This is a genomic window from Nocardia sp. GCM10030253 (genome assembly GCF_042675075.1).
GTDB lineage: Bacteria > Actinomycetota > Actinomycetes > Mycobacteriales > Mycobacteriaceae > Nocardia.
This window is the reverse complement of record NZ_JBHTDL010000009.1, coordinates 18,282-35,195: the sequence shown is the minus strand read 5'-3', so window position 1 is coordinate 35,195 and position 16,914 is coordinate 18,282. Positions and strand designations below refer to the sequence as shown.

Sequence of the window (16,914 nt, the reverse complement as noted above, 5' to 3'; positions counted from 1 at the left end):
CGGCTCTCGATCGGTGATCCGCGGCAACGGTCTGCGCATTCATGACGGCTGTCCGACGTGCAGGTGCCGCTCGAGCCGTATTGTCACCGCTTTGGATACGGGTGTATTCGACCGCGCCGCAACATGATCCAGCGGCACCAGCGGATTGGTTTCCGGATAGTAAGCGGCGGCGTTGCCGCGCGGGGTCGGGTAGCCGATGACGCGGAAGCCGGTCACCTTGCGTTCGGAGCCGTCGGTCCATTCGGAGATCAGATCCACCAATTCACCGTCCGTGAAACCCAATTCGGCGATGTCGTCGGCGTTCATCAGGATTACCTTGCGGCCGCCGTGCACCCCGCGGTAGCGGTCGTCCAAGCCGTAGATGGTGGTGTTGTACTGGTCGTGGCTGCGCAGCGTCTGCAGGATCAGCCTGCCCTCCGGGACCGGAGTCCAGCTGAGTTCGTTCACCGCGAAGTTGGCTTTGCCGGTGGTGGTGCGGAATTCGCGGGAGTCGCGCGGCGGATGGGGCAGGACGAAGCCATTGCGCTGCCGCACCCGGGTGTTGTAGTCGGCGCAGCCGGGAACCACCCGCGCGATCGCGTCGCGAATCTTGTCGTAGTTGCGCTGGTATTGGGCCCATGGCACCGGGTGATCGGCGCCGAACAGGGTCTGCGCGAGCTCGCAGACGATGGCGACCTCGCTGCGCAGCTGATCGCTCACTGGCTTCAGCCGTCCGGTGGACAGATGCACCATCGACATCGAATCCTCCACCGACACCTGCTGCTTCACGCCGCCGTGCAGATCTTCGTCGGTGCGGCCGAGCGTCGGCAGGATCAGCGCCGTCTGCCCGTGCACGACGTGGCTGCGGTTGAGTTTGGTGGAGACGTGCACGGTGAGCGCGCAGCCGCGCAGCGCCGCCTCGGTGACCTCGGTATCGGGCGTTGCGGAGACGAAGTTGCCACCCATCCCGAAGAACACCTTCGCCCTGCCCTCGCGCATGGCACGGATGGCATTGACGGTGTCGAATCCGTGCTCGCGCGGGCTGGTGATGCCGAATTCGCGATCGAGCGCGTCGAGGAAGGAGTCGGGCATCTTCTCCCAGATGCCCATCGTGCGATCGCCCTGCACGTTCGAGTGGCCGCGCACCGGGCACACGCCCGCGCCCGGCTTGCCGATCATGCCGCGCAACAGCAACAGGTTGGTCGCCTCCTCGATGGTGGCGACGCCGTGTGCCTGCTGGGTCAGGCCCATGGCCCAGCAGATGATGATGTTCTTCGATGCGGCCAACAGCCGTGCGGTGCGGCCGAGTTCGTCGTCGGTCAGCCCGGTCGCTTCGCGGACGGTGCCGAAATCGACGGCACGCACATTCTTTTCGTACTCGGCGAAGCCCGCGCAGTGCGCGTCGACGAATTCGCGGTCCACCACCGTTCCCGGCGCGGCATCCTCGGCCTCGAACAGCAGGCGGCCCAGCCCCTGGAACAGTGCCATGTCGCCGCCGAGCCGGATCTGCAGGAAGTCGTCGGCGATGGACACGCCACTGGTGAAACCCTTGACGGTCTGCGGATCGCGGAAGCCGAGCAGCCCGGTCTCCGGCAGCGGATTGACCGCGATGATCTTGGCGCCCTTTGCCTTCGCGCCCGCAAGTGCGCTGAGCATGCGCGGATGGTTGGTGCCGGGATTCTGGCCCGCGACGATGATCAGATCGGCGGCCTCGAAGTCGTCGATCGACACCGAGCCCTTGCCGATGCCGATGGAGCTGGTCAGCGCAGTGCCGGAAGACTCGTGGCACATGTTCGAGCAGTCCGGCAGATTGTTGGTGCCGTAGCTGCGGACCAGTAGCTGATAGAGGAAAGCCGTTTCGTTGGCGGTGCGCCCCGAGGTGTAGAACAGCGCCTCGTTCGGAGTTGCCAGGGTGCGTAAATGCTCCGCGATCAGCCGATAGGCGTCCTCCCACTCGATGGGGGAGTAGTGGGTGTCACCGGGGCGCAGCACCATCGGATGGGTGAGCCTGCCCTGCTGGCCGAGCCAATAGCCCGACTTGTCTGCCAGGTCCTCGATGGAGTGCGCGGCGAAGAACTCGGGGGTGACAGTGCGCAGCGTCGCCTCCTCGGCCACTGCCTTGGCCCCGTTCTCGCAGAACTCGGCCGGGCGACGATGGCCCGACGGCTCGGGCCAGGCACAGCCGGGGCAGTCGAAACCGTGCACCTGGTTGACTCGGGCCAGCGTGCGGGCGGTGCGGACCACGCCCATCTCCTCGACCGCGCGTTTGAGCGCAACGGCGACGGCCGTGACCCCGGCCGCCTGCTCCTTCGGCTCGGTCACACTCAGCTCGGACTCGTCGATGTCGCGCGTCGGCCTATTACGGTGCATGGTCGTCATTGTCCTCTCCGCAGGGAGACTGTCTCGGCGGGGCCGCAGATCAGCCTGTCCGATCGTGCGTACCCGCCGCGGGTCCGGTCCGCAACCGCGGCGGGCGAGAGGGTCGATCCGCGCGGGGCGAGAAGAACGCTCCGCGCGCGGCGAACCGGCTGACCCCGTGCCGGGCGAGTAGAACGATCCGCGCGGTGAGCGGGCTGATCCGCGTTGCGTGAGCGGGCTGATCCGCGTTGCGTGAGCGGGCTGATCCGCGTTGCGTGAGCGGGCTGATCCGCGTTGCGTGAGCGGGCTGATCCGCGCCGCGTGAGCGGGCTGATCCGCGTTGCGTGAAGCGGCTGATCCGCGCCGCGTGAGCGGGCTGATCCGCGCCGCGTGAGCGGGCTGATCCGCGTTGCGTGAAGCGGCTGATCCGCGCCGCGTGAGCGGGCTGATCCGCGTTGCGTGAGCGGGCTGACCCGCGCCGCGTGAGCGGGCTGATCCGCGTTGCGTGAAGCGGCTGACCCGCGCCGCGTGAACGGGCTGATCCGCGTTGCGTGAAGCGGCTGACCCGCGCCGCGTGAAGCGGCTGACCCGCGCCGCGTGAACGGGCCGACCCGCGCCGCGCGAACCGGCCGACCCGCGCCGCGCCAGAAGAGCCACTGGCACAGGAGAAGGTCGACTGGGCAACGCGAAAAGGCAACTGCGCCACGCGAGAAGGCCAACTGCGCTGGGCCAGAAGGGCTCCGCGGTGGCGCACAGCGCATTACGATGACACTGATCAAATCGCTGATCTAAGGCATGGCCGATGGGGACGCTGGCTCGAACTGCCTCGCGTGCCGGCGGGAACCGTCGGCAGGTGAAGTTCGGGCGTGCGGATCAGCTGTCGCGAGCTATTGCCCGGTTGGGAATCCTGGGCGCGGCGGTGCTGCTGGTCGGATTTTCCGCCTTCCCTGCCTCCGGTGTTCCTGTTTCGGAGGAACCGGAACCTACGCCGCCGCCCGCTGTGGTTCATCCGGTGCCGGAAGACAGGCCGCGCATCGTGCAACAGCCGCCGGATGGTGGCGGCACCCAGGACGGATCGGGAACCTCGGATGGCGGTGGCCAAGACAGCTCCGGTACCCCGGACGACGGCTCTCCATCGAGTGGTCGACGGCCGCCGCCAGATCCCTGTGCCGGTGAGCCGTCAGCGGGGTGTCCAGGCCCGCGGCCGGGTGGCGAGCGGCCGCGGCCGCCGGATGTGGTGCTGCCGCCGATCACCATCACCCTTCTCCCCCCGCCCCCTCTGCCGACGACTCAGCCGCCATCTCCGCCGCCGCAGACGCCAGAACGACCCAGTGACGATCCGCCGACAACGGTTGTGCCGCCGCCCCCGGACCAGCCGCCGGCTGTCGTAGTCCCGCCGCCGCGGCAAAGGCCGCCGGATGTAGTGGTGCCAACGGAGACTTCGCGGCCGCCCGCACCGCCGCCATTGCCTGTCCCGCCGCCCGCGGCCGCGCCGCAACCGGCAGCGCTCGAACTCACACCGTCGGCCATCGGCCCGAGCGGCGACGTGACGGCCGCGGGCCTCGGGTGCGATCCGCAGGCGCCGGTCAGCTTGTCGATCGGCGACAAGCCTGTTGGCAGTACCGTCGCGGGACCCGACGGTGCTTTCCATGCGCCGCTGGCGCTGGCGTCGATGGACGTCGGCCGCTACGAGGTGACGGCGAAATGCGGGCGCACGCTGGCGGCCTCATTGGACGTCGTGCTCGTCAGCCGCGTCAGCTCCGCCACATCGACGCTGACGGTGATCCTGTTCTTTCTGCTGCTCGGCGGGTGGTTCTACGGCCACCGTCTTGTCTCACACATTCCGGCTCGGAGGCAGCCATGACAGGAGCCCGCCACAGCGCCGAACGGCGAGCGGCCGCACGACCACCACAAAACCGCGGGCGGCGAGAGGGTCACCCGGACCGGTGGCGGCTTCGGCGAATTGGCAACGACCGCTCCCCGGTACTGGAACTCAGTGGTGCGATGCGAATCATCCGGCTGCCCTTGGTATTCGCGGTCTCGATCGGCCTGCTGGCCGGACTGTTCGGCGCGGCGTCGGCAGCGGCGAAGCCCAGTGGGATCGACATGTCGGCGACCATCGATGACAGAGACGTTGTGGGAACCACGGCCCAAGAACCGATTCGGCTCGACCCGCACAGCACCATCCGGATCGTCATCGCGCTGACCAACAACACCAGCACGCCCCTGGATATCCGACACGTCGACCTAGCGGGACACGTACTCGGTCTGACCTTCTTCGCCTATTCGACCGCATTCGAATTGACCGTAGCGCCAGGGAAATCCGAGACACTGCGATATCAGCTCGATCTGACAGGACTCCAGGGCCAAGCGACCGGGCTGATCGGCGCCGACCTCGCCGTGATCGGTACCGACGGTGCGGTACTCGCGAGCCTGGCGACTGTCACCGATGTCCGCGGGTCGCTGCGTTCGGTGTATGGGCTGTTCGGCATCGCACTCGCCGTCCTCACCGCGCTCGCCATCGCCGACGCCGCGTTGGCGATTGCCGGGCACCGGCTTTCGTCGAACCGCTGGCAGCGCGGGCTGCGCCTGCTCGCGCCCGGTATCGGCATCGGACTGATCTTCGGGTTCACCGCATCGGTGGCTCGGTGGTGGATTCCGGACACCGGACTGTGGCTTGCCGTGGCCGGGGTGGCGGCGGCCGTCGGATTCCTGCTCGGATACTGCTCGCCCACACCCGAAGTCGGCTCCGATGAGGACACCGACTTCGACGACGACGGCGACTACGACGGCGCCGATCTCGATGGGCTTGCCGCCGCCGACACCCAGCGGCTGCCCGCCGAAGGATCGGCATCGTGAGCTCCGACACCGACCGGCTGCGTATCGCGCTGCCCGGCTACGACATCGGCGCTCAGGTCGGCCGTGGCGGGTGCGGTGTGGTGCTGGCAGGGACCCACCGCAGGCTGGGCAGGCCGGTTGCCATCAAGCAGATCCCGCCGCACTTCGCGCACGACGAACACGTGCGCAGGCGGTTCGTCGCCGAGGCGCGGCTGCTTGCCGCGATCGATCATCCCCATGTGGTGCGGGTTTTCGATTATGTCGAGGACGATGAGCTGTGTCTGCTGGTGATGGAGTATCTCCCCGGCGGCACGGTCGGTAGCAAGTTCGCGACCGAGGGCTTCGATGCGGCGACGGCGGTCGCGGTCGGATTGGCCTGTGCCGCAGGGCTCGAGGCGGCGCACCGGCACCGCATCCTGCATCGTGACGTCAAACCGTCGAACCTGATGTTCGGCACGGGTGGCGCGATCAAACTGACCGACTTCGGCATCGCCAAGATTGTCGGCGGCGACGAGACCCTGGTGACCAGAACCGGCGAGATCGTCGGCACCCCGTCCTACATCGCGCCGGAACAGGCTCGCGGACAGCCACTTACCCCGGCCACCGACGTCTACGCCCTGGCCACCATGCTCTACCAACTGCTGTCCGGAGTGTTGCCGTTCCCGCCGAACGAGGACCACCTGGCGACACTGTTCGCACACGCCTTCGGCGACCCGGTGCCGCTCACCGACGTCGCCCCCGCGGTACCGGACCTGATCGCCGAGGTGGTGATGCGCGGCCTGGCCACCGACCCCGCCGAAAGATTCGACACCGCCGAGTCTTTCGGTATCGCCCTCGCCGAACCCGCCGCCGACTGCTGGGGCGGCGACTGGCTGACCCCGATAGGCATTCCGGTAATCGGCGCCGCCACCATCGTCGCCGCGGCGACAGGCAGCAGCCGAACCACCGCGCGCCGCCTCGGTGAAATGACCCCGAGCAGCGCAGATCCGGCATCGCGCTGGAGGACGGCCGCGGTCGACTCGCCAACCTTTGCGCCCGCTCCGCGAACCGGTCCGGGGATGCCTGTGGCGCCGCCCACCGGGACAACGCTGCCGCCTGCAGGGACAACGCTGCCGCCTGCAGGGACAACGCTGCCGCCCGTAGGGACAATGCCCCTGTCCGCAGGAGCTGCCCTGCCCCCTACGGGAACAACCCTGCCGCCTGGGCCGACGACGACTGCGGGGACAACTCCATCTGCGGGGACAACGTTGCCCGGAGGAGCAACGGTGCCGTCCACGACAGGAGCGCCGCCGTCCGCGGGAGGAGCGCCGCCGTCCGCGGGAGGAGCGCCGCCGTCCGCGGGAGGAGCGCCGCCGTCCGCGGGAGGAGCGCCGCCGTCCGCGGGAGGAGCGCCGCCGTCTGCGGGAGGAGCGCCGCCACCACGCTTGGGAACAACCCTGCCGCCCAACGGAATGCCACCGTCGCCCTCGCCGGGATTCCCGGAATCCCCGAATGGACCGGATGCAACTCCGACTGAGGATGGTTTCAATCCGCTCGGAATATCAGCGCGGCCGTATGGAGCCCCGGGCGGGCCGATCCCGCCGCCCGGGGCTACACCGAGTCGAGTGCCCCCTGCTCCTCACGGAACAGGTGAGTCGTTCGGCGAGGGTGCTGGTCCGCAGTGGGACGAGCCGGTAACTCCGGGTGGGAGGACATGGGAGCCGGATGAGGCGAATCCGGCACCGCCCGGGGCGATGCCGCCGGGGCGGGTATGGCGGTCTGCTGCTCCATCACCGTTCACCTCGCCGCCTCGGCATCCCATGCCCCGGGTGCGTCCGGTGAATGGGTTGCAGGACAAGGGTGTTCGACTTGTCGATGTCGACCGGCGAGAGTTGGTCCCGATTCGGGAGGTTGTCGTTCTCCGGTCTCCGCGAGTGCCGTTCGCGTTCGCGGCTGTGTTGGCCGTGGCCGCGTGTGGGGTGGCGCTGGTAGGGCTCGGCGCGCAGTCCGGCGGCGATCTGCCGCCCGGCGCGGTGACAGTGGCGGGGGCTGATCCGGCCGTGGTGAATTCGATCGAGGTAGATCTCGGTGCGCCGATTGCGATGCAGGTCAATGGGATCGATGCGGATGCGGTGGCGCTCACGGTGGAGGTGCTCGGCAATCGGCTCGGCGCGGATCCGGTGCCGCTGGTGCGGGGTGAGCAGGGCGGCACAGCAACGGTGTCGGCTCCGGTCAATCCGCATATGCTGGCGGGCACTCTCGACGGGAAGGTCGCACTGCTGCGCGATGGCACCGAAATCGCGACGCACCGCGTGGAATTGCGCACGACACAACCGGCGGCCATGACGGCTCTTGCGGTGGCAATCGTTGTGGTCGCCTTGTTCGCCGGTGCCTATCTGGAATCCAACATGCGGGCATTGCGGCGTGGACGTGGGGGATTCGCGAACAGTGCCGGGTTGGTGGTGAGCTCGGCGATCGGTGCGGTGGCCGTCGTCGGAGCGGTGTGGATCCTGCTCGATAGGCCGCCGACCGTCACCACCCTTATTGTCGGTGCGGTCCTCGCGGGCGCGGCGGGGCTCGCTACGTCGGTCGGTGCGCGGCGAATGGGTAAGCGGTACCGATATCTTCGGCGCGCCCGCCGTCGGGCGGTGCGGTGAGCAGGTCGAGATGACGATCGAACCGCCGCTGATCGAGGTCCGTGAATGGGGACGGCCCGCGCGGCGGTTGATGTTGACCCGTCCACTGCTGTTCGGCCGGGACTGTGTCGGAGAAGTACTGGCCGACGACGGGATATCGCGGCAGCATCTGCGGCTGGTGCCGAGCCCGACGGCGTTGTCGGTGGTCGATCTCGGCAGCCGCAACGGGACGACGGTCAATGGGGTGGCGCTCACCGGGCGCGCGGCGTTGGTCCCCGGCGATGTGGTGCGGTTCGGGCGCTCGGAGATCATCGTTCTGCACACGCCGACCGTCGAGCCGGTCGCGATCGAACACGACGCGACGCGGCTGTCACTGCGCCCGGTCGGCCCCGTCGTGCCGCCGCCACCGGCCCCGGCGGCTGCCGCGAAACCAGCTGTCGCGCTGGCGAACCGGCTACTCGGCATCGATTCGACCGGTACCCGCGACCTGTTCCCCGCCTTCACCGAGCTGCCGACCAGGATCACCCGGCCGGTGTGGCAGGCCACCAGGATCGGCAGTCTCGCCTGCTTCGCCGCACTGGTCGTTGCGCTCTTCCTGCGGCCCGCGGGTGGACTGTTCGTGCTATTCGGGGTGATCGTGCCGCTGTTGCCACTGGTGTTCCTGGTGGCACCGGGGTGGTGGCGCAACGTTTGTCCGCTGGCGGCAGCCAACCAGATCCCGCGCGTACTCGGCTTCAGTCGCGCCCTCGAACCGCCCGAATGGTTGCGTAGCCGTGGGTATCTCGTTGCCGTCGCGCTCTTCTTCGGTATCGCGGGATCCAGACTCGCCGGGCTCGACCGCAATGGCGCCGGGACGGGCGTGGTACTCGGCGCCGCCGCCATCGCCGCCTTTGCCGGTGGTGTGGTATTCAAGGGTAAAAGCGGCTGGTGCAGCAGCATCTGCCCGCTGTTTCCGCTGCAACGCGCCTATGGGCAGACACCGTTCGTCACGGTGCCCAACAGTCATTGCGCGCCCTGCGTCGGCTGTGCCAAGAACTGCTACGACTTCACGCCGCGCGCCGCCTATCAGGCGGATCTGGCCGATGCGGATCCGGGATGGAGTGCCCCGCGAAAGCTGTTCGCCGGGGCGCTGCCCGGTTTCGTCCTCGGGTTCTTCACCCTCGCCGAGCACTCGGAAACCTCGGCGCCGCAACGGTTCGGCCTGCTCGCGCTGTTCCTGCTCGTCGGTATCGGATCGTTTTTCGCCCTCGACGCGATCACCCCACTGAGTCCAGGGGCGCTCGCGGTCGGCTACGCCGCGGTGGCGCTGAATGCCTTCTACTGGTTCGTCGGACCGGTTCTCGCCGAGTCTTTCGCGGAGCTCACCGCAGCGGCGGCGCCGTGGCTGCGCTGGCCGATCAGCGTGGCCGTGCTGGTGCTGACGCTGGTGTGGATCGCCCGAACCCGCATCGCCGAACTGCAATTCGCGCTGACCACAGGTGCCAGGACGCAGCCGGTGCTGTTGCCGTTTCCGCGGATCCGACCGCCGGATTCGGCCCCACCCGGCACCGGTACCGCGCAGGTGCGGTTCGAGCCGGACGGCGCCCAGGTCGTCGCCGACGCCGGGATGAGCCTGCTCGATATCGCCGAGCGCGGCGGCAGACCGATCGAGGCCGGGTGCCGAATGGGGGTGTGCGGCGCCGATCCCATTGCCGTGCTGGACGGTATGTCCTGCCTCTCGGGGCCCGAGCGCGACGAGTTGAACACCGTGCGGCGCCTCGGCCTCGGCAAGAACACCAGGATGGCGTGCTGCGCGCGGATCAGTGCGGGCGCGGTCACCGTCTCGCTGACACCGGAACCCGCGGACAGCGGTGGCAGCACCCGTGGGCCCTACGACCGTTCCATCGTGAGCGTCGTGGTGATCGGCAATGGCATCGCCGGGGTGACCGCGGCCGACTTCATCCGGCGCGGCCACCCCGACTGCGAGATCCATCTGGTCGGACGCGAATCGCATGCGTTCTACAACCGGATGGGGATATCCCGGCTCGTCTACGGTCGTTCGGCGATGCGTGGACTGTTCCTGCTTCCGGAACAGTGGTACGACGAGCACGAGGTCACGGCGTGGCTGAACACCTTGGCCATCCGCGTCGATGTGCGCGAACGGCGAGTGTTCCTCGGCACCGGCGAAGTGCTGCCGTATGACCGGCTCATTCTGGCCATGGGGGCGAGTAGCGCGTTGCCTTCCATCGAGGGGCTGGATCGTCCGGGATGTTTCGTGCTGCGCGAGGCGAGCGACGCGCTGCGGATCCGCGCGTATGCCCAGGAGCGCCGGTGCCGGCATGCGGTGGTGGCGGGCGGTGGGCTGCTGGGCTTGGAGGCCGCCTATGCGCTGCATCAGCTCGGGTTGCGGGTGACCGTGCTCGAACGCGGAGATCGGTTGCTGAGCAGGCAGATCGACGCCCGCTGTGCCGAACTGGTGCATCAGCATTTCGACCGGCTGGGTATCGAGGTGCGTCGGCGTGCCGAAACCGCCCGCATTGTCGGGGGTGCCGCGGTATCCGGGGTCGCGCTGACCGACGGCAGTGGGCTGTCCTGCGATCTCTTCCTCACCGCGACGGGGATCCGTCCGAACGTCGAATTGGCACGTGCCGCTGGCATTCCGGTCGGCCGCGGGGTGCTGGTGGACGACTGGATGCGGACCCGCGTCCCTGGGGTGTACGCGGCAGGCGACGTCGCCGAGCATCGCGGGCAGGTGTTCGGGCTGTGGCCGATCGCCACCGAACAAGCGCAGGCCGCGGCACTCAATGCACTCGGCGGCGCCACAACGGTGGTCGCCGAGACACCGGCGACCATACTCAAAGGCGTTGGGCTGGAGCTGTTTTCCATCGGACGAGTGACGGCAGACGGTACCGATCACGTCATTGTCGTCGATCGCCCCGCGCTGTCGTCCTACCGCAGGCTGGTGCTCTCCGAGGGCCGCGCCGTCGGCGCCACCGTGCTCGGCCATCATCCGGCCGACCTGGCCGCGGCCCAGCACGCGGTCCGTCATCGGGTCAAGATCTCCAGCGCCGCACTGAACGACCTACGCGCGGGGGACTGGTCGTCGCTGGCATCCGATGGGGGCTACGAAATACCTTGAGCGGTCAGGAGCGGCGGCGCTCACCGGAGATCTCGGTGGGGTCCTTGCGTCGATCTTCGGTGCGGTGGATAGCGATTCGCTCGCCGATGCGGACACTCCAGCCGGGCGGGAGTTCGATGGGCGCGCTGCCGACGCGGGTCCATTGCTCGGCGCCGGGCGCCGCGATGAAAGTGCCTGCGGGGGTGGACGCGTCGCGAACATAGACCTTGCCGCGGTCGAGCGAGACATAGGCATGCACGCGCGAAACGTGCCGATCGCGCGGGACGGCGATGGGTGAGGCGGCGGCGGTGCGCACCGAATCGTCGGTCATGGGGCTGCGGCCGATGACGTACGGGCGATCGAGCGGGTAGGCGGCGCCGTCCTCGAAGACGAGCGCTCCGGTGGTGGGGCCGAGCGTCGAAGTGTCCGGCGTGGGGGCACCGCCGGTCGGCCGCACGCGTCGCGGCCGTGCGCCTTCCCGCGCTGGAATCTTGTCCAATGCAACAGGTTGTGGTCGCGACGGTGTCGTCGGCCTGGTCGCGTCGGGTGTCTGGGACCAGGCCAGCGGCCTGGCTTGGGTGCCGATGTCCGCTGCCGGTGTGCCGGAGCTCGCCTGCGTATCTGCTTCGGACAGCGCAGCCATTCCCGCCGGAGCCGTCGGCGGCGGTTCGGACCCGGTGTCTGCCCGCGGCGCGGCGGGCGCCGACCCAGCGGATTTTCCGGCTTTCCGGACCGCGACACGAAACACGAACCCGCCACCGGGAACGACGCCGTCGCGCAAGTTGCTGCGTGGGTGGGTGGTCAGCGGCAGCGCGGCATCGGCACCGATCGAAATCTGCCGCACCGGCTCGCGCACGATCTCGTCCACCCAGGTGAACGCCCGCGCCCCGGCCAGCCGCCGTGTCCCTTCCGCGCCCTGGATCTCGGCGCTCACCGGTCCGCGCAACAGGATGACCGTGCCATCGGCTGTCGGCGCGACCACTCCGAAGGGTGGCGGCTCCGACCCGCCGCCGAACACCACCGCGGCCAGTCGCTGCACAATCGCCGCGCCGGGATGCTCGGCATCGGCGACGGCTTCGATCGCGCCGAGTATGCGATCGGTAGAAGACGTTTCGTCGGCGAGGTACACGACGACCGCACCGAAGCGTGCGATCAAACCATCGCCCGGCGCGATACCAACGGTGGCAGGGTCCTTCTGCACCCGTGCCCTCCTTCCCGGCGCACTACGGCGTCCAGCATAGAGCGTGCACGGCACTCGGAACGGGCGCCCGAACAACCGAAGGGCGGGCACGGAATTGTCCGTGCCCGCCCTGTTGTCGGGGGTGCGAGGTGTGGCGCTATCGGGTCGTCTTGCGTGCGTTCATAGTTCAGGCGGCGAATACCGAGGCGTTGTCGCGGATCCAGTCGGCGAAGGTGCGCGGCGGGTGGCCGGTGAGGGTGGCGACAGTGTCGGTGATCACGGTGGGCACCCCGTCGCAGCGCTGCCAGTAGTCGAGCAGTCCGTCGGCGTAGCGGGCGGGGATGTACTCGGCCATCTCCTGCCGCCAGGCGTCCGGGGTGACGTGATCGACGGTGACCGCACGACCTATGAGCTCGGCGATCAGGTCGAGTTGCGCGGTGAAGGTGAGCGTCTGCGGGCCGGTGAGATTGTGGACGGCGCCGCGGTGATCCGGCGTGGTGAGCAGGGCGTGTGCGGCCTCGGCGATGTCGAGTTCGTGGATCGGATCGGTGTAGGCATCGGGGTAGGGCAGGCTGACCGGGCGGTCGGCCTTGATCGAGAACGACCAGCCACGGGCATTGCCCGCGAACGCGCCGGGGCGCAGCACGCTGACGGTCATCGGTGCGTCGGCGAGTCCGAGTTCGGCCTCGAGGTGCGACTTGGCGACCGGGTTGGTGACGGCGTCGGGATCGAGGACCGAGGACGAGGACAGCAGCACGATGTGGTCGACCCCGGCTTCGGCTGCGGCGGTGACGAATTCGGTGATGTACGCGGGCTCGGCGTACAGGAAGACCGAGGTGATGCCCGCCAGCGCGGCAGGGAAGGTGGCCGGGTCTTGCAGGTCGCAGGCGACGGCGGGCACCCCGTCGGGGAGTTCGAGCTGGTCGGGGCGGCCGGAGCCGACGCGCACGATGTGGCCGTCGGCGCGCAGCAGTGACAGGAGGTTGGTGGCGACCGCGCCGCGGCCTCCGGTAATGAGGATCATGAGAACTCCTTGGGGATCGGTGCTGGTGAGTTCCAGGAAGTTGAACGAACATTGATCGTGACGAACGTTGTTCGATAGCTCGAACCTAGAAGGCGAACGATGTTCGTGTCAAACATTGTTCGTTCTGGGCGTATGCTCGGCGTCATGAGCGCCGCACCCGTCAGCCGCCGGGCCCGTCCCGCAAAGGCCCCACTCAGCCGTGATGTCATCGTCGAAACCGGTCTGCGCATCCTCGACAACGACGGCCTATCCGCCCTCACCATGCGCCGCGTCGCCCAAGACCTGGATACGGGTGCGGCGTCGCTGTATGTCTACGTCGCCAACCGGGACGACCTGATGGCCGCGATGCTCGACCATGTGCTCGGCACAGTTCCCGAGCCGACCGGCGGCACCTGGCGCGAACGGCTCAGCGCCATGGTCGAATCGACCGTAGCGGCGATGAGCAGGCATGAAGGACTCGCGCTCGTGGCGCTCGGTTCGATTCCCACCAGCCCGAACGCGCTGCTGCTCATCGAGCGGTTGCTGACGCTGCTCGACGAGGGCGGGCTGGACAAGCGAACGAATTCCTGGGCCGTCGACCTGCTCTACCTGCACATCACGGCGCAGGCCGCCGAGCAGAGCGCGTACAACACCGGGGGGCGCGCGGAAGAAGATTACGTCGCCGAGGTCCAGCGGCATTTCGCCGAACTACCCGCCGACCGGTATCCGATGCTTGTCGGCATGCGCGAAGAAATGATGAGCGGCAAGGGCGACGAGCGTGAAGTATGGGCGCTGCGGGTGCTGATCAACGGCATCTTGGCCACCCCGGCCGAGTGAGTCCCGCGCGAGGAGCGGCAATGCGAGCAATTCGACCGGCGACCGAGAACGACCTGCCGGTCTTGCAGGACATCGAGCGCGCGGCGGGAAAGCCGTTCGCGGACATCGGCATGACCGCGGTCGCCGACGACGATCCGCCGCCCTTGGAAACTCTGCGCGAGTTCCAGCAGGCGGGCCGCGCATGGGTGTACGCCGACGACGCGGACCGCCCGATCGGTTACCTGATCCTCGGCATCGTCGATGGTGAAGCACACGTCGACCAGGTGTCGGTGGATCCCGACCACGCGGGCAACCGGATCGGCAAGCGGCTCATCGACCACGCGGTGCGGTGGGCGAAAGCGCAAGGGCTGCCTGCGATCACCCTGACCACCTTCACCGACGTCGCCTGGAACGGTCCGTACTACGAGCGCCTCGGCTTTCGCTACCTGACTGCCGCGGAAGAGACGCCCGGACTACGTGAGATCCGCGCCGCCGAGGCAGCCAACGGCCTGGATCAGTGGCCCCGTGCCTGCATGCGCGCCGAGTTGGCGCACTGGTCGCTGGACTAGCTCCGCGCCTGGGAGAAAGCGGCTTCCGCCGCGGGAAGGGCAGCGGCGCGGTCGGTGGCGACGAGGCCGATGCGGGTGCGTCGGTCCAGGAGGTCGTCGGTATCCAGAGCACCCTCGTGCGTGATGCCGAAAGCGAATTCTGCGGCTGTGACATCGATTCCAGGGGCTACCTGGTCCAGCAGGGCCGAATTGCCTTGTGCTGCGGCGAGAACGGTAATTGCTTCGCTGCCGTAGCGCTCGACCAGCACCGGCGGGGCGGCGATATGGTCGCGTGCGGCGCCGGATACCGCTCCCACCAGCGGGAGTCGCTTGGTGCGGCAGGGGCCTGCGGCGAGGCCGCCATGGGCGACGGCGGCATCGACGGCGTCCTCGGCCATTTGGCGATAGGTGGTGAGTTTGCCGCCGACGATGGTGATGACGCCGGTGGGGGAGTGCAGGACCGCGTGCTGACGGGAGATATCGGCGGTGCTGTTGTCCGCGGTTTTCAGTAGCGGGCGCAGTCCGGCATAAGTGCCACGGATGTCGGCGCGGGTCAACGGCTCTCGTAGGGCGGTGTTGATGGTGTCGAGGAGGAAGTCGATCTCGGTATCGGTGGGCTGCGGTTCGTCGGGGACCGGGCCAGGGGCGTCCTCGTCGGTGAGGCCGAGGTACACCCGGCCGTGCGCGGCGGGGAATGCGAACACGAAACGGCTGGTGGTGCCAGGGATCGGCACCGTGAGCGAGGCGGTGAGGCCGCCGAAGGATTCGGCGTCGAACACCAGGTGGGTGCCGCGGCTCGGGCGTAATTCGATGCTCGGATCGACCTGGTCGGCCCAGACGCCGGTGGCATTGATGACGGTGCGGGGTCGGATGGTCATCGACTCGCCGGTAAGCGTGTCGCGCAGCGTCGCCGAATTGCCCTCGACAGCAATGGCTTCCACCCTGGTGAGCACGGTCGCGCCGGTGGCGGCCGCGGTCCGGGCGAGTGCGACCACCAGGCGGGCGTCGTCGACAAGCTGTCCGTCCCAGGCCTGCAGGCCGCCACGCAGCCCGTCTCGCCGGACGGTCGGCGCCAGCCGCAGTGCCTCGGCGGTGGCGATGCGACGCGAGCGGGGCAGTATCGCGGCCGGGGTACCCGCGGTCCGTCGCAGTACATCGCCCGCGACGAAACCGGCCCGAATCAACGTGCTTTGCGCAATACCGATTTCCCGCAGCAGCGGCACGAGCTGAGGCAGCGGCCGCACGAGATGCGGTGCGGTGGTGCTGATGAGAATGCCACGCTCGACGGCACTCTCGTGCGCGATCCCCACCTGACCGCTTGCCAGGTAGCGCAGTCCGCCGTGTACCAGTTTCGAGCTCCAGCGCGAGGTCCCGAACGCCAGGTCCTGCCGTTCGACCAGCACAGTGCGCAGGCCGCGCGCGGCGGCATCGAGTGCGGCGCCCGCGCCGGTGACACCGCCGCCGATTACCAGCACGTCGATCCCGGCGTCGTCGCCGAGCTGGACCAGCTCGTGTGCTCGCCGGGCGGCATTCAGCGCGGAGTTGCCGACAGTGGCCGAATTCGTGGTCATCACAGTTTCTTTCCGTGGTCGGACCTGCTGCCTGCACGGCGGCCATCGGTCGGGGTCGAGGTGGATCGGGGGGCGTAGCTCGGTTTCGCTACCGAGCGATGCTCGGCTGCGCCTGTAGTTCGCTCGCTCATGACGGCTCCTCGTCCGCGGCGTTCGACGTATCGTCTGCGGCTGTTCGAGGAGCCTGGCCGTCCGGTGGAATCAGGTAGCCGTCGATGGCCAGAGCCAGTTCCGCATCGAGCGCCGCGCCGTCGAGGATGGGGGCGACGGTGCCTGCCGACTGCACCGCGGATTGCGCGATCAGCAGCAGCATGGTCGCCAGCTGTTCGGGGTTGCCGTCGCGGATCGATGAATCCTGTTGGCCCTCGCGGATTCCGGCGGTGAACAGTGCGATCAGGTGGCGTTGGTTGCGGCCGAGGCGGCCGAACACGTAGGTGAGCATCAGGTCGGTATCGGTGCGGAAGATCTTCCCGAACAACGGGTTTTCCCTGATCGCCGCCGCGCCGGTGACGATGCCCCTGACCAGGCGAGTGCGCGCGGGACCCGCGGTCGGCATGGTCGCGGTGACGATCGCGCGCAGCTCGCGCACAAGTAGTTCGGCCACCAGGGCGCCGGTGTCGGGCCAGCGGCGGTAGACGGTGGGCCTGCTCACCCCGGCCCGGCGTGCCACCTCGGTGAGGGTGGTGCGGCGCACGCCGAATTCCTCGACGCAGTCCCGTGCGGCGTCGAGGATTGCGAGGTCGATGGCCGACAGTGTGGTGTCGGGCTCGTCGGGGGCAGGCATTCGGGTGTCACCGCCGGGTGTCGGAATGGGCGAGTTTCGTTACTTCTTGACAGTCTATGTCAAACTGTAACGCATGGTCGAGATGCAACAGCACGCCGACGAGGATTCGGCTCCTCGCTCGGACA

The 16,914-nt window shown here is 68.6% G+C and carries 11 protein-coding genes; 6 read left to right on the top strand and 5 right to left on the bottom strand.

The window, feature by feature from the left end:
* Positions 1-39: 39 nt before the first annotated feature.
* Positions 40-2,349, bottom strand: a complete 2,310-nt coding sequence (locus ACFQZZ_RS20935) for an FdhF/YdeP family oxidoreductase (protein WP_378684071.1) — start codon at positions 2,347-2,349, stop codon at positions 40-42.
* Positions 2,350-3,763: 1,414 nt separating this feature from the next.
* On the opposite strand from ACFQZZ_RS20935, the gene ACFQZZ_RS20930 reads away from it, so the two are divergent.
* From ACFQZZ_RS20930 to ACFQZZ_RS20915, 4 genes are all read left to right on the top strand, one after another.
* Positions 3,764-4,201, top strand: a complete 438-nt coding sequence (locus ACFQZZ_RS20930; RefSeq protein ID WP_378683271.1) for a hypothetical protein — start codon at positions 3,764-3,766, stop codon at positions 4,199-4,201.
* Between the two features lie 140 nt (positions 4,202-4,341).
* Positions 4,342-5,196: a hypothetical protein gene (locus ACFQZZ_RS20925; RefSeq protein WP_378683269.1), complete on the top strand. Its 855-nt coding sequence runs from the start codon at positions 4,342-4,344 to the stop codon at positions 5,194-5,196.
* Positions 5,193-7,811 (top strand): serine/threonine-protein kinase, encoded by a 2,619-nt coding sequence (locus tag ACFQZZ_RS20920; protein ID WP_378683266.1) that lies wholly within the window; start codon positions 5,193-5,195, stop codon positions 7,809-7,811. The genes ACFQZZ_RS20925 and ACFQZZ_RS20920 overlap by 4 nt, the downstream gene beginning before the upstream one ends.
* A gap of 10 nt (positions 7,812-7,821) precedes the next feature.
* Positions 7,822-10,908: an FAD-dependent oxidoreductase gene (locus tag ACFQZZ_RS20915; protein WP_378683263.1), complete on the top strand. Its 3,087-nt coding sequence runs from the start codon at positions 7,822-7,824 to the stop codon at positions 10,906-10,908.
* Positions 10,909-10,912: 4 nt separating this feature from the next.
* Here ACFQZZ_RS20915 and ACFQZZ_RS20910 read toward each other — a convergent pair whose 3' ends face one another.
* Both ACFQZZ_RS20910 and ACFQZZ_RS20905 read right to left on the bottom strand, forming a co-directional pair.
* A complete protein-coding gene (locus ACFQZZ_RS20910; RefSeq protein ID WP_378683260.1) occupies positions 10,913-12,088 on the bottom strand; it encodes an FHA domain-containing protein in 1,176 nt (391 codons plus the stop codon).
* 166 nt (positions 12,089-12,254) lie between these two features.
* Complete coding sequence (locus ACFQZZ_RS20905; protein WP_378683257.1) at positions 12,255-13,091, bottom strand: NAD(P)H-binding protein; 837 nt, start codon at positions 13,089-13,091, stop codon at positions 12,255-12,257.
* Positions 13,092-13,235: 144 nt separating this feature from the next.
* Between ACFQZZ_RS20905 and ACFQZZ_RS20900 the strand changes: the two genes are divergently transcribed.
* Together ACFQZZ_RS20900 and ACFQZZ_RS20895 are read left to right on the top strand one after the other, a co-directional pair.
* Positions 13,236-13,907, top strand: a complete 672-nt coding sequence (locus ACFQZZ_RS20900) for a TetR/AcrR family transcriptional regulator (RefSeq protein WP_378683254.1) — start codon at positions 13,236-13,238, stop codon at positions 13,905-13,907.
* 20 nt (positions 13,908-13,927) lie between these two features.
* Positions 13,928-14,455, top strand: coding sequence for a GNAT family N-acetyltransferase (locus ACFQZZ_RS20895; protein ID WP_378683252.1), 528 nt, complete (start codon positions 13,928-13,930; stop codon positions 14,453-14,455).
* Here the strand turns inward: ACFQZZ_RS20895 and ACFQZZ_RS20890 are convergent.
* Together ACFQZZ_RS20890 and ACFQZZ_RS20885 are read right to left on the bottom strand one after the other, a co-directional pair.
* Positions 14,452-16,005 (bottom strand): glycerol-3-phosphate dehydrogenase/oxidase, encoded by a 1,554-nt coding sequence (locus ACFQZZ_RS20890; protein ID WP_378683249.1) that lies wholly within the window; start codon positions 16,003-16,005, stop codon positions 14,452-14,454. The two genes, ACFQZZ_RS20895 and ACFQZZ_RS20890, sit on opposite strands and share 4 nt — an antisense overlap.
* Positions 16,006-16,132: 127 nt before the next feature.
* Positions 16,133-16,789, bottom strand: a complete 657-nt coding sequence (locus ACFQZZ_RS20885; RefSeq protein WP_378683247.1) for a TetR/AcrR family transcriptional regulator — start codon at positions 16,787-16,789, stop codon at positions 16,133-16,135.
* Between the last annotated feature and the right edge of the window lie 125 nt (positions 16,790-16,914).

What these genes read in the sequence shown, in the direction of transcription:
- ACFQZZ_RS20935 (WP_378684071.1), bottom strand. Translation starts at nt 2,349, where the DNA reads ATGCACCGTAATAGGCCGACGCGCGACATCGACGAGTCCGAGCTGAGT.
- ACFQZZ_RS20925 (WP_378683269.1), top strand. Translation starts at nt 4,342, where the DNA reads ATGCGAATCATCCGGCTGCCCTTGGTATTCGCGGTCTCGATCGGCCTG.
- ACFQZZ_RS20915 (WP_378683263.1), top strand. Translation starts at nt 7,822, where the DNA reads ATGACGATCGAACCGCCGCTGATCGAGGTCCGTGAATGGGGACGGCCC.
- ACFQZZ_RS20905 (WP_378683257.1), bottom strand. Translation starts at nt 13,091, where the DNA reads ATGATCCTCATTACCGGAGGCCGCGGCGCGGTCGCCACCAACCTCCTG.
- ACFQZZ_RS20900 (WP_378683254.1), top strand. Translation starts at nt 13,236, where the DNA reads ATGAGCGCCGCACCCGTCAGCCGCCGGGCCCGTCCCGCAAAGGCCCCA.
- ACFQZZ_RS20895 (WP_378683252.1), top strand. Translation starts at nt 13,928, where the DNA reads ATGCGAGCAATTCGACCGGCGACCGAGAACGACCTGCCGGTCTTGCAG.
- ACFQZZ_RS20890 (WP_378683249.1), bottom strand. Translation starts at nt 16,005, where the DNA reads ATGACCACGAATTCGGCCACTGTCGGCAACTCCGCGCTGAATGCCGCC.
- ACFQZZ_RS20885 (WP_378683247.1), bottom strand. Translation starts at nt 16,789, where the DNA reads ATGCCTGCCCCCGACGAGCCCGACACCACACTGTCGGCCATCGACCTC.